Source organism: Nocardiopsis sp. YSL2 (assembly GCF_030555055.1).
Taxonomy (GTDB): domain Bacteria; phylum Actinomycetota; class Actinomycetes; order Streptosporangiales; family Streptosporangiaceae; genus Nocardiopsis.
In genome coordinates this window covers 5,216,746-5,231,147 of the sequence record NZ_JAMOAO010000001.1, presented here as the reverse complement: position 1 = coordinate 5,231,147, position 14,402 = coordinate 5,216,746, and the positions used below count along the sequence as shown (strand labels likewise).

Genomic DNA, 14,402 nt, shown 5'->3' with positions numbered 1-14,402 from the left:
GCGGCAATGTTCCCGTTGCCCCGAACCGGGCGGCCGACCCTGTGCAGGCGCCCAATGAGCGGCGACGCGGGCCCGCGCGCACGCGGGATCTCCGACCGGCCCGTGCGCACGTGCGCTGCGGCGGGGCTCACCCGACCGCCGCCGGCGTCAGCGCGGCACTTCGGTGGCGCGCAGTGCCAGCGCCCACCCGAGCCGGGCCTCGCCGGACTCCACGGGCCAGCCGGTGAGCTCGGCGACGCGGGAGAGGCGGTTCAGCACCGTGTTGCGGTGGCAGTAGACCCGTTCGGCGGTACGGGCGACCGAGCAGCCCTCCTCCAGCCACACCCGCAGGGTCCGCACCAGAGCCGAGCCCTCGGGACCGCAGGCCAGGACCCCGGACAGGTAGCGGGCGACCATGAGGTCGGCGATCTCGGGGTCCGCCGCCAGGCACGCCTCCGCCAGGCGCTCGTCGAGGCACGCGACCCCCCTTCCGTCCGGGGGCAGCGTGCGCAGGGCGCGCTCGGCGAGGCGGAGGCCGGTGTCGGCCGCCGCCGGTTCCTCGAACACCGGAGAGACGCCGGCGGCCCCGACGCGCGTCCGGCGGAGCACGTCCGCCAGTTCGCGCGGATCGGCGGCCCCGAGGCGGACCAGGCCGGCGTACCGCTGGGCCCAGGGGCGCCAGAACGACCACATCCCCGCGTCGAGCAGCGCGGGGCCGGGGTTGGGCGGCGCCGCGGGGTTCTCGCCGATGTCCACCACCACCAGGGCGTACCGGTCGCGGGTCGGCAGGCCGAGCGCCTCGGCCGCGGCCGACATCACCACCGGGTCCCGGCCGCGGCCCTCGAGCAGGGCCGCGAACAGGGCGCCGCGCCGGGAGTCCTGGCGGCGCTGCACCTCCAGCTGGGTGAGCCGGTAGGCGTCGGCCATCACCGTCGAGAAGCGGTCGACGATCTCCCACAGCGCGCCCGCGACCTCCAGGCCCGCGTCCTGTTCGGCCGCCGCCGCGCCCCGCAGCAGGTCCGTCATGGCCTGCCACAGCACGCGGCCGCCGCGCCGGTAGGCGAGCAGCACGGTGTCCAGCGGCATGCCCTGTTCCGCCCGCCGCCGCCCGGTCTCGGTGGCGGCGGCCTCGATGTCGCCGGCGCTCGCCGGGATCCCGCCGAACGCCTGCAGGGACAGGAGCACGTTGTGTCGGCAGACGGTGTGCAGATCGGTGACCGGGACCGGACTGCCGGAGGCGTACGCCGGGCTGTGCTCGCAGATGTCGGCCACCACCCGGCGGGTGAGCCCTTCGACGTCCGCGAGCAGCGTTCGTGCCAGTCGACGGCGCAGCGCTCGCCCGGTGTGCTCGCCCTCGGTCATGCGGCCACGTTAGGCGTCCGCACAGCGGAGGGGAAGCGTTGTGCCGGGGCTTGGCCGAACGCCCAGGCGGCCCGGGCCCATGGTGGGCATCTGCCCATGGCCGACGGCCGGGGCCCCGACGGAGGCTGGCGGAGTCAGCCGTCCCCGGCACCCCCTTCTCTCCAGGAGTCTCAATGAAGTTGTCAAGCCGCCAGCGGGACCGGTGGGACGGGGGTGAACACCCGCCCGTCCCGCAACAAAGCCCACAGCACGCTCACCCTGCGCCGGGCCAGAGCGATCACCGCCTGGACGTGCTTGAGCCCCTCGCCCCGCTTCTTCTGATAGAACTCCCGGCTGGGCCCCTCGACCTTGAGCGCCGAGAGCGCGGACATGAAGAACACCCTGCGCAAAGCCCGGTTGTAGCGTTTGGGCCGGTGCAGATTACCGGTCCGTCTCCCGGAGTCCCGGGCCACCGGCACCAACCCGGCAGCCGAAGCCAGGTGCCCGGCGTCCCGGTAGGCGGTCAGGTCACCGGCGGCGGCGATGAACTCCGCCCCCAGGACGGGACCGAACCCGGGCACCGACTCGATGATCTTCGCGGCGTCCAGTTCGCGGAAGACCTCGCGAATCTGCTTCTCGGTGTCCTTGAGCCGGTCGTCCAGGTCCAAGACCTGGCGGGCCAAGTCCGCCACGATCGACGCGGTCACGGCCTCGCCGGGCACCTGCGTGCGCTGGGAAGCGGCCGCTTCCATCGCCTTGTCAGCGATCGACTCGGCGCTGCGCACACCCCGCTTGCGCAGCCAGGTCCCCAACCGTGCCCGGCCGATCTTGCGCAGAGCGCGAGGGGTCTGGAATCCGGTGAGCAGCACCAGCGGCCCCTTGGCGCCGGAGTAGTCGAAGGCGCGCTCCAAAGCGGGGAAGATCGAGCACAAAGCGTCGCGCAGCCGGTTGACGGCCCGCACCCGGTCGGCTGTCAGGTCGTTGCGGTAGCCGGTCAGCACGGCCAGGGACCGCACGGTCTCGGCGGGCACGTCGATGGGCGCGAAGTCGCAGCGGTGGCGCACCGTTTCGGCGATGACATAGGCGTCGCGGGCGTCGGTCTTGGCCTCGCCCCGGTAGGCGCCGGCCATCCGGTTGACGGTGCGTCCGGGCACGTACAGGGGTTGTTGGCCGTGCGCGGCCAGCAGCGCGAGCAGCAGAGCCGAGGCGGTGCCGCAGATGTCGATGCCCCACACGGCCTCGTCGGCCAGGGCCAGGATCTCGACGAGGGCGTCCAGGATCGAGTTCTCGTCGTTGGCGATCTTGCTCGACCACAGGGTGGTGCCGGTGTCGTCGACCACGGTGGCCCAGTGGTGGGCCTTGCCCGCGTCGATGCCGACCCAGACTCGTTGACGCGAGGGTTCCATCCGCTCCTCCAGGCGTTCGACGTCATGCCGTCGGCCCGTGGAACACCCCGTCGTCATCTCCGTAAACAGCGACTCGTGCGCAGATCTCAATCAGCGATCGGAGCGCCCCGGAGGGACGGGCGGCCACTCCTGGCAAGCCACTGAAGGCAAGCCCCCATCAGCCACACCCGGCCCTCCCGGGCCACTTAACAACTTACGGAGCCACCATGCAGTTGAGCGTCGCCACCGTCCTGCGGGACTCCGCCGCCCGCTTCCCCGACCGGACCGCGCTCGTCGAGGGCACCGAGCGCATCGGCTACCGCGCGCTGTGGCGGCAGGTGCTGGGCTTCGCCGCGGTGCTGCGGGGGCGCGGCGTCGGCCCGGGCGACCGCGTCGCCGTGCTGCTGCCCAACACCGCCGACTTCCCGCGCGCGTACTACGCCGTTCTGGCGGCCGGAGGAACCGTCGTTCCGGTGCACGCGCTGCTGGTGGAGGAGGAGGTCGAGTACGTCCTGCGCCACAGCGGCTGCGTGGCCGTGGTCAGCGGCGGACCGCTGCGGGCCGTCGCCGACGCCGCCGCCGCGCGGGCCGGGATCGAGGTGCTGGAGGTGAGCACGCAGGACGAGCCGCTGCCGCAGGCCGAACCGCGACGACCGGAGGACACCGCCGCGATCCTCTACACCAGCGGGACCACCGGTCGGCCGAAGGGCGCCCGGCTCACCCACCTCAACCTGGTCATGAACGCCACCGTCTGCGCCCAGGACCTCCTCGGCCTCACCGGGGACGACGTGGTGCTGGGCTGCCTGCCCCTGTTCCACAGCTACGGCCAGACCTGCGCCATGAACACCACCCTGCGAGCGGGCGCGACCCTCGTGCTCACCCCGCGCTTCACCGGCCCGGGCGCGCTGGAGCTGATGGCCCGGGAGGAGGCCACCGTCTTCATGGGCGTACCGACCATGTACCACGCGCTCACCGAGGCTGCGGACGCCGGCGCACCGCACCGCCCCACCACGCTGCGGGTCGCGGTCTCCGGCGGTGCGGCGCTGCCCGTCGCTCTGCTGGAGCGGTTCGAGACACTCTTCGGCACACCGGTCCTGGAGGGCTACGGGCTCACCGAGACCTCCCCCGCCGCGACCTTCAACCAGCACGCCACCGGCCGCCGGCCCGGCACCGTCGGCCACCCCGTCTGGGGCGTGGAGGTGGGCATCGCCGACCCCGGCGAGGAGACGCGGACCGTGCTGCTGCCGGACGGCGAGGTGGGAGAGGTGGTGCTGCGCGGCCACAACGTCTTCGACGGCTACCTCGACGACCCCGCGGCCACGGCGGCCGCCGTGGTCGACGGCTGGTTCCGCAGCGGTGACCTCGGGTTCCGGGACGAGGACGGCTTCCTCAGCATCGTCGACCGCAAGAAGGACCTCATCATCCGCGGCGGCTTCAACGTCTACCCGCGCGAGGTGGAGGAGGTGCTGGCCCGGCACCCGGCCGTCGCCCAGGTCTCGGTCCTGGGACTCCCGGACGAGGCGCGCGGCGAGGAGGTCTGCGCCGCCGTGGTCCTGCGGCCCGGCATGTCGGCGGCCCCCGGGGAGATCGCCGACTGGGCCCGGGAGCGGCTCGGCAGGCACAAGTACCCGCGCGTCGTACGGCTGCTCACCGAACTGCCGCTCGGCCCCAGCGGCAAGGTCCTCAAACGCGAACTCCGGGAGGTCTGCGCGTGACCCCACCGCCCGCCCGCGACCGGTCCATGCATCCGGGGGCGCCCCGGAGGACGGCCCCGGGGGGGGTCCGCCTCACCGCGCGGATGTGTCCGACACCCCCGTGGGGACGTCCTGGGCGCCGCACGCCCGCAGCGGCTCCCGCCGCTCACGGTCCTCGGCGCCGGCCGGGGTGAGCACCGGGAGCCGCTGACGCCGGCCGGGAGTCCGCCCGGGGCCCGACGGGTCGGCCGTGCCCCGACCCGGTGTCCGCGGGCACGGCCGTGGTGTCCCGCGTGCGGCACGGACCGCACACGGGACGCCTTCCTCAGGCGCGGCCGATGTCCACGCGCAGGCCGGTGAACGAGACGGCGCCGTCCCCGCCGCGGTAGGCGGCGGAGCCCTCGTCGACCGACAGGTCGACCCGCAGGCGCGGCGAGCGCTCGTAGGAGAGGCCGTAGGCGGTGTCCTGGCCCGCGGTGCCGACGAGTTCACGGGCGAGCCGCAGCATCTGGCCGGACTCCCCGGGGCGGGCGTAGGGCGAGGAGAAGACGTCGGTGCTCCGGCGCACCTTGCCCGAGGACGGCACCAGTTCCGTCTTGTCCGCGGCCGGAGCCGCCGTCCACGTGTCGGCGCGGTAGGTGTCGCCGTGGGTCAGGGACGTCCAGCGCGTCCCGGTCGCCGTCCACTGGCCGCGGTCGGAGCCGACCCCGGCACCGCGCAGGTCCAGGACGTGGACCGCGCCGGAACCGACCACCCGCATCCCTCCGTCGGGCGAGGCGACCAGGGCCGTGTCCTCGTCGACGCCGAACACCCGGTGCCGACCGTTGTCCAGGGCGAGCCTGGCCATCCGGCCCTGGCGGCCGCGCTCGGCGAAGTGGGTGTCCACCAGGCCGTGGGAGAAGAATCCGAACCCGCCCTCGGGCACGTACCCGAGCACGCTCGGGTCCTCGAAGTACCCCGGCCGGGAACCGTCGACGATCCCCGGGTGGCTGTCCCCGCCGGTGACCATCGGTCCCGCCTGCTGGATGACGGCGCCCGCGCTCGTGCCCGCCACGACGGCGCCCTGCGCCGCGCGGTCGCGGATCGCGGCGAGGACGGCGCTGTCCTCGTGGCGGTCCCCGCGCAGCAGGGTGGTGACGTAGCGGTACTGGTCGCCCCCGCCGAAGAAGAAGCCGGTCATCTCCGAGGCCCGGGCCGCGACCTCCGCGGACTCGGCGTTCTCGGGGTGGTCCAGGTCCACGGGGATCCACTCGGCCTCACCCGCGCCGTGGCCTTCGAGGAGGTCGGCGTAGTACTGGCCGTTGCACCGGCTGTTGTTGCATGCGGGGGTCCCGGCGTCGGGGTCCTCGGAGGCGGGGCGGGACGAGGCGGTGACGACGCCGATGCGGGCGGCGTCCCCTCCCGCCAGCCGGACGATCTCCTCGTAGATCCGGTCGTCGGACAGGGAGCCGCCGACCAGGACCACGGGGCCCGCGGTGGAGGCGCTGGACCCGGTGGTCCCGGGTTCCGCCGGGGCGGCGGCCGCCGGTGGGGCGGACCCGAGCAGGAGGGCCCCCAGGCCGGCGAGCAGGGCCGCGGCGGCCCGGTGCGGTCGGGTGTGAGGTCTCTTCGGTGACATGTGCGTCCTTTCGGACAGGGGGCCGCCGTGGTCAGCGGGCGGCCCGGATCGCTGCCCCCGTTGGGCCCCGTGCCGGAGCACGGGGAGTGCGCGGCCCCGGGCGCCGGGGGGGGTGTCCGCAGAACACGCCCTGGTCCCGGGGCCGAGGTCAGCCCTCGACGGCCGAGGGGATACGGGTCCCGTCCCCCGCCGGGGACGGGCGCGAGGACCGCAGCACCAGTTCCGCGAGCAGGGCCGTTCTCGGGGCCACGGACTCCAGGTCGAGCCACTCGTCCGGGCCGTGGTCGCCGCCGCCCACCGGGCCGAGCCCGTCCAGGACGGGGGTCCCCCGTTCGGCGATGAGGTTGGCGTCGGCGCTGCCCCCGGTCGACACCGCGCTCAGGGCGATCCCCGCCTGGCGGGCCAGGTCCAGACAGGTGTCGCGCACAAGCGCGTCCCGCGGCCCCGCGGCCCAGGGCGGCGCCGGCGCCACGACCTCCGTGCGCACCTCCACCCCCGGGACCAGGTCCGTCGAGGTGATGTCGCCGATCGCCGCCAGCGCGGCCGCGAAGGTGGACGGGAGTTCGGCGCGCACGTCCAGGACGAGGGTCGCCTCGTCCGGCACGACGTTCGGGCGGTGGCCCGAGCGCATGACGCCGATGTTGACCCCCACGTCCGGCCAGCGGCCGTTGAGCCGCTCGATCCGCACCGCAGCCCGCGCGCAGGCCAGGGCGGCGTTGGCCCCCGCCGCGCGTTCGATGCCCGCGTGGGCGGCGCGTCCGCGGAAGGTGACCTCCACGTCGGCGACCCCCTTGCGGCCGGTGACGACGCTGCCGTCCTGCCGAGCGCACTCCAGGCACAGGGCCAGGTCGGCCTCGTCGGCGAGCCGGGCCAGCAGGGAGCGGCTGCCGAGGGAGCCGATCTCCTCGTCCGGTCCGCAGTACAGGACGAGTTCACCACGGCGCCAGTGGGGGGCGACCAGCCGCAGGGCGGTGATCCCGGCGAGGAGCCCGCCCTTGTCGTCGCAGACGCCCGGACCCCTGGCCCACCGGCCGGCCTCGACGGTGAACGGGCGCCGCGCGGCGGTGCCCTTCTCGAAGACCGTGTCCATGTGTCCGGCCAGCAGGAGGACCGGCCCCGGGGAGGGGCCGCGCAGCCGGCCCACCACCGCGTGCCCGAGCGGGCTCCCGTCCGGGTGCCGCACGGGGTGGCGCTCGACCTGCGCACCGGCGGCGGCGAGGTAGCCGGACACCCGGTCACCGACCGCGTCCACCCCGGTGGCGTCCAGGGAACCGCTGTCCACGCCGACCAGCTCACGCAGCCGCTCGACGTACTCGGGAAGCAGCTCCGCCGCCTCCCGGCACCGCAGTGCCATCGTGTCCATCACAGCACCTTGGACAGGAACGCCCGGGTGCGCTCATGCCGCGGGGAGTCGAGGAGCGTGCCGGGGCGCCCCTCCTCGACCACCACCCCGCCGTCCATGAACACCAGCCGGTCGGCGACCTCGCGGGCGAAGCCGATCTCGTGGGTCACCACGATCATCGTCATCCCGTCCCGGGCGAGGTCCCTCATGACGTCGAGGACCTCACCGACCAGCTCGGGGTCCAGGGCCGAGGTGGGCTCGTCGAAGAGCATCAGCTCGGGGCGCATCGCCAGCGAGCGGGCGATGGCGACCCGCTGCTGCTGGCCGCCCGAGAGCTCGCCGGGATAGGCGTGGGCCCGGTCGGCCAGGCCGACGCGGTCGAGCAGTTCGAGGGCGTGGCGGCGGGCTTCCTCGAGCGGTTCGCGTTTGACCTGGACCGGCCCCTCGGTGACGTTCTCCAGGGCGGTCATGTGGGGGAACAGGTTGAAGCGCTGGAAGACCATGCCGATCTCGCGCCGCTGGGCCGCGATCTCGCGTTCGCGCATCTCGTACAGCCGTCCGCCCCGGTGGCGGTAGCCCACCAGGCGCCCGTTCACCCACAGCCGTCCGCCGTTGATCTTCTCCAGGTGGTTGACGCACCGCAGGAAGGTCGACTTGCCCGAGCCCGAGGGCCCGAGGACGCAGCAGACCTCGCCCGAGCGGACCCGCAGGTCGATGCCGCTGAGCACCTCCGTGCGGCCGAAGCGCTTGCGCACGCCCTCGGCGGCCACCATCGTGTCCTGGTCCATTCAGATTCCTTCCCTGCGGCCGAGGAGGCGGGAGAGCGTTCCGGTCGTGCCCGCGCCGAACCCGCGCCCGAAGCGCTTCTCCAGGTGGTGCTGGCCGAGCGAGAGCAGGCTGGTCAGCATCAGGTACCAGAACACCGCGACGGTGAGCAGCGGGATGACCTGGAAGTTCTGCGCGTACACGTTCTGCACGGCGGTCAGCAGGTCGCTCCCGCCGATGACCGACACCAGGGCCGTCATCTTGAGCATGTTGATCGTGTCGTTGCCCATCGGAGGGATGATGATCCTCATGGCCTGCGGCAGGACGATGCGGCGCAGGATCGTGACCGGGCCCATCCCCAGGGCCTGGGCTGCCTCCGTCTGTCCGCGGTCCACCGAGAGCATGCCGCCCCGGATGATCTCCGCGGCGTAGGCCACCTCGTTCAGGGCCAGCCCCAGGACGGCGGCGACGAAGGGGGTGACGATCGCGCTCGTGGGCTCGTCGACCAGGGCGATGCCGGTGAAGGGGATGCCGATGAACAGCCGCGGGTAGAGGGCGCCGAGGAAGCCCCAGAAGATGATCTGCACGAGCAGCGGTGTCCCGCGGAAGAACCACAGGAACACCCAGGCCACGGTGCTCAGCACGGGGTTGTTCGACATGCGCATGGCCGCGACGACGACTCCGCCCGCCACGCCGATCACCATGGCGACCACGGTGAGGACGACGGTGATGCCGATGCCCCGGAACACGAAGTCCCGCGTCAGATAGCTCAGGACCAGCCGGATGTCCAGGTTGGGGTTGGTCAGCAGCGACCAGAGCAGGGCGCCCGCACAGAGGCTGACGGCCAGCGCCGCGAACCAGCGCCCGTAGTGGCGCACGGGGACGACGACGAGGTCGGTGGCAGTGGGAGGGGACTCCGTCGCTGGTGTCATCGGCGCGGCTGGGGCGGGCATCGGGATTCCTTCCGGGGTGTGCGCGGTGGGGGTGTGCGGCGACGGGATGGTCAGTCGATCGCCTGGTTGACGGTGGCCTCGTCCAGGGCGATGGGCTCCTGCCCCCACTTGGCGAGGATGTCGGTGTAGGTCCCGTCGTCCATGAGGGACTGCACCGAGGCCCGGTAGGCCTCGACCAGCTCCTCCTCGCTCTTGAGGAAGCCGAAGCCGTTGGGGCTGGCCAGGTAGCCGTTCGGGTGGTCGGGGTCGACGACCAGTTCGGCCTCGCCCTCCAGGGCCGCGGCGGTCTCCACGAGGTTGACCTGGGTGGCGCCGACGGCGTCGACCATGCCTGCGCTGAGCGCGGTGACCGCCTGGGGGTTCTCGGGGTAGCTGGTGATCTCGATCGGTTCGTCGCAGTCCTGCTCGGCGTAGCCCTCCAGGATCTCCTGCTGGCGCGAGGCCTTCTGGACGCCCACACGCAGTCCGCACAGGTCGGCGATCGACCCGATGTCGAGCGGGTTGCCGTCCTCGACGAGGATGCCGGTGCCCGAGGCGGTGTAGTCGACGAAGGACGCCACGTCCTGGCGTTCGCGGTTGTCGGTGATGCCGCCCACGATCACGTCGTAGCGGCCCGCCTGCAGGCCGGGGACGAGCCCGTCGAAGGGCTGCTGCTGGAAGTCGGTGTCCAGGCCCAGACGGGCCGACGCGGCGACCATCAGGTCGTGGTCGAGCCCGGTGAACGACTCCTGGTCGCCCTCCTCGACGAAGGCGATGAACGGTTCGTAGGGGGCGTTCGTGGCCACCGAGACCAGGCCCGCGTCTCGGATGTGGTCCGGGAGGCTCTCGGCGAGCGCGGTATCCGGTTCGACGGCTCCGACACCGTCGATGGGGACGGATCCGAGGGCCTGCTCGGGCTCCGCGCCGCCGGAGCCTCCGCAGGCCGTGGCCATCAGAACCAGCAGGAGAGCGGCGCCGGTACCGCTCGTTCCGCTCATACGTGTCGTCATCTGTTCCTCCTCGGAAGGGGGGGGCATGACCCCGGGGGATGGAACAGATGTTACGTACATTGCCTTTCGTCGGCAATGTGTAATGAATGAAACGTTACTCGGCCGAGACGCACCGCGGCGGGACACCCGCGGGACCGGAGCCGGTCAGAGCAGGTCGAAGCCCCGGCTGGCCTCCTCGAAACGGCGCATGCGCTCCTCGGCGCGACCCCCCAGGGACCGCATCACTCCGGCCACCAGGGCCTCGCAGACCGCCATGGCCGGAACCTGGGAGTCGTAGGCGGACACCGAGTCGACGTGGACGGGCAGGACGACGTCGGCGACGGCGGAGATCGGCGACAGCCAGCGGTCCGTCAGCAGGACCACCCTGGCCTCCCGCCGCGCGGCCTCCTGCGCCGCATGGAGCGACCACGCCTCGTATCGGCGGAAGTCGAAGACCACGAAGACGTCCCCGCGCCCCGCGTCCGCCAACAGGTCGGCCCGCTCCACCGGGGCGTCGGGCAGGGTGACGGCGTTCCCGCGGATCTGCATCAGGTGCAGGACGAGGTACTGGGACAGCAGACGCGAGAAGCGCCCGCCCCACGAGACGACCCGGTGCTCGGGTTCGCTCATGAGGCGCACCGCCTCGTTCAACTCGAAGGCGGGAAGGCCCTCCAGGGTCGTGCGCACGGCGCCGCCCAGAGTCCTGGCGGCCGCGGCCCCGAGGTCGGCACGGTCGGTGTCGGGCCGGTCGGCTTCCCGGGAGGCGTAGGCGTCCAGCGGCGACTGCTCGCGCTCGCCCAACTCGGCGAGCAGCCCCTGCTGGAGGGCGGGGTAGTTGTCGAACCCCAGCCTGGCGACGAAGCGCAGGACCGTGGGCGCGCTCACCCCGGCGCGCTCGGCCAGGAGCCGAACCGTGCCCAGGCCCGCCGCCGGATAGTCCGCGAGCAGGGCCCGCGCGACCCTGCGTTCGCTCGTGCTCAACCCGCCCTCATGGGTCCGGATCATCTCCGCGATGCTCGCCACAGCCGCACTCCCCTTCTCGCGTAACAGATGTTACAGACCGTTCCACGCGGGGGGCACCCGAGCCCGCCGCGCGACGCGGCTCCACACGGAAGCCTCGTCGCCAGGGAGGGACATCCGTCACGCCGGGATTTGTTACTTACGAGTAAGTAACAAACGAGACGAGGGGCCTTGTGACACGGAACACATGACCCTACGTTCGCCTGGGTGCGGGGACCGCCCGTCGCCGTCCCCGCCTTCCTCCCCCGTCCCCCCGCGCACGCCCCGCCGTGCGACGAAAGGCCCCCGCTGATGATCCGACGCTCCTGTTCGACTCTGTTCCTCATCCTGTTCCTCCTGGTCTCCTCCTCCGTCGCGGCCGGCGCGGCCGGCACGTCCTCGAGCCTCGACTACGTCGCGCTCGGCGACTCGTACTCGTCGGGCACGGGCGCGGGATCGTACGACCTCTCGTTCTCGTGCCAGCGGTCCTCCCGGGCCTACCCCGCGCGCTTCGCCGAAGAGAACGCCGTCCAGTCCTTCGGCTTCAGCGCGTGCTCCGGAGCGACGTCCGCGGACGTGCGCGGCAGCCAACTCGGGTCGCTGTCAACCGGAACCGACCTGGTCAGCGTCACCAGCGGCGGCAACGACTCCGGGTTCGTCGACGTCGTCGTCGCGTGCCGGACCGGGACCGACCAGGACTGCTTCTCCGCGCTGGACACGGCCGAGCAGTACATCGCGCAGACTCTGCCCGGTGAACTGGACCTGCTGTACTCGGACATCCGCGCGGGAGCCCCGAACGCCCAGGTCGTGGTGCTCGGCTACCCCCGCCTGTACGAGACGACGACCTGTTTCGGCGCCATCAGCGTCGAACGCCGAGAGCGCATCAACGCCACCGCCGACACCCTCAACTCGGCGCTCCACGGCGGGGCCCAGGCCCACGGGTTCACCTTCGCCGACGTGAGCCCCGCCTTCGAGGGCAGGCGGATCTGCGCCTCCTCGCCCTGGATCCACGGGCCGACGTGGCCGGTGTCGAGCTCCTACCACCCCAACAGCGGCGGTCACGGCTACGGCTACCTCCCCGTGCTGTCGGGGGCCGTGGCGTAGGCCCGCGACGGTACGACGGGCCGCGGCCGGGACACCGGCCGCGGCCCGTCCCCCTTCCCCCGTCCGGCCCGGAGCACGGTCGGCGGACGGCGGACAGGTCCAGGCCCGGTCACGGAACACCGCGCGGTCGTACCGCACCCGCGCGCGCAGCGTGGCGGCCGGGCGCCCCGACGGGTCGGAAGGAAGACCCCGTGCCGGCGCACCGGGCCGTGTGCGGCCGAGCACACGCGGTCACTCCGAACTCGCCACGAGATGCCGGGAACCGAAGCGGGCCCGCCTGTGTCAAAGCAAGGGAAAAGTTCCCCTTGCCCGTCCCCGACTCCACTCCCGTGCGCCCCCGGAGTGGCTGATCCAGCCGACTCCCACTTTGGACATCACTGATCATGAGCAGTCACCTCACCCTCGCCCCCCTGAGCGGCACCGTTCTCGCGCGGGCGACCGCCGGCACCGCCTCCCTCGTCCTCGCGGCGACGCTGACCTCCTGCTCCTTCTCCCTGGGCGAGTTGGAGCCCGTCGGTGAGGACGCCGTCGCGCCGGCCGAGTCCACGCCGTCCGCGGAGCCCGACACCGCCGAGCAGGACGGGGAGGGCGCAGCCACCGAGGACGTCATCGCGGAGCACTCCGAGACCGAAGACGCCCAGAACGTCCTTCCCATGGACGCGTCCGAGGCCCTGACCTGGGACAGTGAGACCTACTGGCTCAGCGGGACCGGGGAGGCGCTCTACAGGCTGGACTGGACGCCCTCGTCCGACATGACCCTGGACCTGACCCACTCCGGCAGCAGCAACTTCATCATCGTGACCTACGGCGCGGACGAGACCCGCTACGCCAGCCTCGTCAACGAGATCGGCGCCTACGAGGGCAGCGTCACGCTCGGCGACCTGCCGCTGCTCGACGGCGCCGAAGCGGTCGACTACCTCCACATCAAGGCCGACGGGGCCTGGACCATCGCCCGCTGACCCGCCGGGGCCGCGCCGCCGGACGCGTTCGTGTACGCACGGAACGACGCGTCCGGCGGCACGGCCCGCGGCCGTGTAGGCGGGCGACGGCCCGGCCGGTGTCCGGGCGCGCCCATCGAGACGGGGGTGCCGCGCCGCGGTGTCACAGTGGCTCCGCTCTCCTGACCGAGGAGTCGCGCAGGTTGAGCTCCGGCAGGACGAGCACCCGTTGTCCGGGGCGGCGTCGGCCCTCCACGAGCCTGGAGACCATCATCTCGACCGCGACCCGGCCGACACGGGCCTTGGGCGGTCGGACGGCCGTGATCGCCGGCTGCGCGAGATGGGCGACCTCGTCGTCGTAGCCGACCAGCGCGATGTCGTCCGGGATCGCGACCCCCTGCTCGGTGAGGTACTGGGCCACGGATATCACATCGGGGTCACTGTGCACGATCAGTGCGGTGATCCCGCGACGGCGGCACCTGTCCAGAATGCCCTCGATGATCTGGCGGTGGCCCGGCACGTACAGGGACACCCCCTGCCGGACCACGAAGTCACTGGGCAGGTCGAGCTCCTCGCAGGCCTTGAACCAACCCTGGACGAGGTGGGCCGACGTCGGACTGCCCTCGGACAGCACCAGCCCGACACGGCGGTGACCGTGCTCGTGGAGGTGGCGCACGGCCATCTCCAGACCCAGCGCGTGGTCGGTGCGCACCCACTCCAGTTGGCTCCCGGTCGGCGTCCAGTGGGGGATCTGCCGCTCGACCATGATCGTCGGCACCGGCAGGCCGCTGATCCAGTCGGCCATCTCCTCGACGCCCTCACCGTCGAGGCTGGGGGCCAGCAGCAGTCCCTGCACCTGGCCGGCCTCGATGAGCCGGCTGATCTGACGGCGGTCCTCGGCCTGGTCGTAGCTGGAGCCGCGCAGCTGGAGCCCGACGCCGAGAGCGGCGGAGGCCGCGCGTGCGCCGCCGACGACCCGCGGCCAGTAGTAGTCCAACGAGGGCACGACCATGCCGATCGTCAGGGGCGTCGCCCGGCGGCGGTTCCGGTGTGCCGGGGCCCGGCCCGGGTCGGGTGCGGTCGGCAGGGTGGCGCCCCCGTGCACCTTGGTGAGCAGGCCGCGGGCGGCCAGGGCGGCGATGTCGCGCCGCACGGTCATCTCACTGACCTCCAGCAGCCTCGCGAGGTCGCGGACCCGTACGGTGCCGTGGCGACGCAACTCGCCCATGAGCCGTTCCCTGCGCTGGTGGGCGAACGGTCGGTCTTCGGTCATTCGGCACTGTCTCACGAAGGTGATCTGTTCGTCTATGAACGTT

At 72.8% G+C, this 14,402-nt stretch carries 12 protein-coding genes; 3 read left to right on the top strand and 9 right to left on the bottom strand.

From position 1 onward, the window contains the following. Positions 1-147 precede the first annotated feature (147 nt). A complete protein-coding gene (locus M1P99_RS23080) occupies positions 148-1,341 on the bottom strand; it encodes a CdaR family transcriptional regulator (RefSeq protein ID WP_304454670.1) in 1,194 nt (397 codons plus the stop codon). A 182-nt stretch (positions 1,342-1,523) separates the two neighbouring features. Then, entirely contained in the window at positions 1,524-2,726 is a 1,203-nt protein-coding gene (locus tag M1P99_RS23075; protein ID WP_304450835.1) for an IS110 family transposase, read from the bottom strand. A gap of 206 nt (positions 2,727-2,932) precedes the next feature. Between M1P99_RS23075 and M1P99_RS23070 the strand changes: the two genes are divergently transcribed. Then, positions 2,933-4,420 carry a long-chain fatty acid--CoA ligase gene (locus M1P99_RS23070; RefSeq protein WP_304454669.1) on the top strand — a complete coding sequence of 496 codons (1,488 nt, stop codon included), beginning with the start codon at positions 2,933-2,935 and terminating at the stop codon, positions 4,418-4,420. Between the two features lie 304 nt (positions 4,421-4,724). Here M1P99_RS23070 and M1P99_RS23065 read toward each other — a convergent pair whose 3' ends face one another. The 6 genes from M1P99_RS23065 to M1P99_RS23040 form a co-directional block, all read right to left on the bottom strand. Further along, on the bottom strand, positions 4,725-6,017 hold the full coding sequence (locus M1P99_RS23065; protein WP_304454668.1) for a cyanophycinase: 1,293 nt from the start codon (positions 6,015-6,017) through the stop codon (positions 4,725-4,727). A gap of 148 nt (positions 6,018-6,165) precedes the next feature. Then, positions 6,166-7,380, bottom strand: a complete 1,215-nt coding sequence (locus M1P99_RS23060; RefSeq protein WP_304454667.1) for a M20/M25/M40 family metallo-hydrolase — start codon at positions 7,378-7,380, stop codon at positions 6,166-6,168. Beyond that, positions 7,380-8,147 (bottom strand): amino acid ABC transporter ATP-binding protein, encoded by a 768-nt coding sequence (locus M1P99_RS23055; protein ID WP_304454666.1) that lies wholly within the window; start codon positions 8,145-8,147, stop codon positions 7,380-7,382. Before M1P99_RS23055 ends, M1P99_RS23060 begins: the two co-directional genes overlap by 1 nt. Further along, positions 8,148-9,077: an amino acid ABC transporter permease gene (locus tag M1P99_RS23050; RefSeq protein ID WP_304454665.1), complete on the bottom strand. Its 930-nt coding sequence runs from the start codon at positions 9,075-9,077 to the stop codon at positions 8,148-8,150. A 50-nt stretch (positions 9,078-9,127) separates the two neighbouring features. Continuing rightward, positions 9,128-10,066: a transporter substrate-binding domain-containing protein gene (locus tag M1P99_RS23045; RefSeq protein WP_304454664.1), complete on the bottom strand. Its 939-nt coding sequence runs from the start codon at positions 10,064-10,066 to the stop codon at positions 9,128-9,130. Positions 10,067-10,210: 144 nt separating this feature from the next. Beyond that, complete coding sequence (locus tag M1P99_RS23040) at positions 10,211-11,068, bottom strand: MurR/RpiR family transcriptional regulator (protein WP_304454663.1); 858 nt, start codon at positions 11,066-11,068, stop codon at positions 10,211-10,213. Between the two features lie 288 nt (positions 11,069-11,356). Here M1P99_RS23040 and M1P99_RS23035 point away from each other — a divergent pair, with 288 nt between their 5' ends. Together M1P99_RS23035 and M1P99_RS23030 are read left to right on the top strand one after the other, a co-directional pair. Continuing rightward, a complete protein-coding gene (locus tag M1P99_RS23035; RefSeq protein WP_304454662.1) occupies positions 11,357-12,148 on the top strand; it encodes an SGNH/GDSL hydrolase family protein in 792 nt (263 codons plus the stop codon). 383 nt (positions 12,149-12,531) lie between these two features. After that, the gene (locus M1P99_RS23030; protein WP_304454661.1) at positions 12,532-13,107 is read left to right on the top strand and encodes a hypothetical protein; all 576 of its coding nucleotides are present in this window, start codon (positions 12,532-12,534) and stop codon (positions 13,105-13,107) included. Between the two features lie 142 nt (positions 13,108-13,249). Here the strand turns inward: M1P99_RS23030 and M1P99_RS23025 are convergent, their stop codons facing one another. Next, a complete protein-coding gene (locus M1P99_RS23025) occupies positions 13,250-14,359 on the bottom strand; it encodes a substrate-binding domain-containing protein (RefSeq protein ID WP_304454660.1) in 1,110 nt (369 codons plus the stop codon). Positions 14,360-14,402 lie beyond the last annotated feature (43 nt).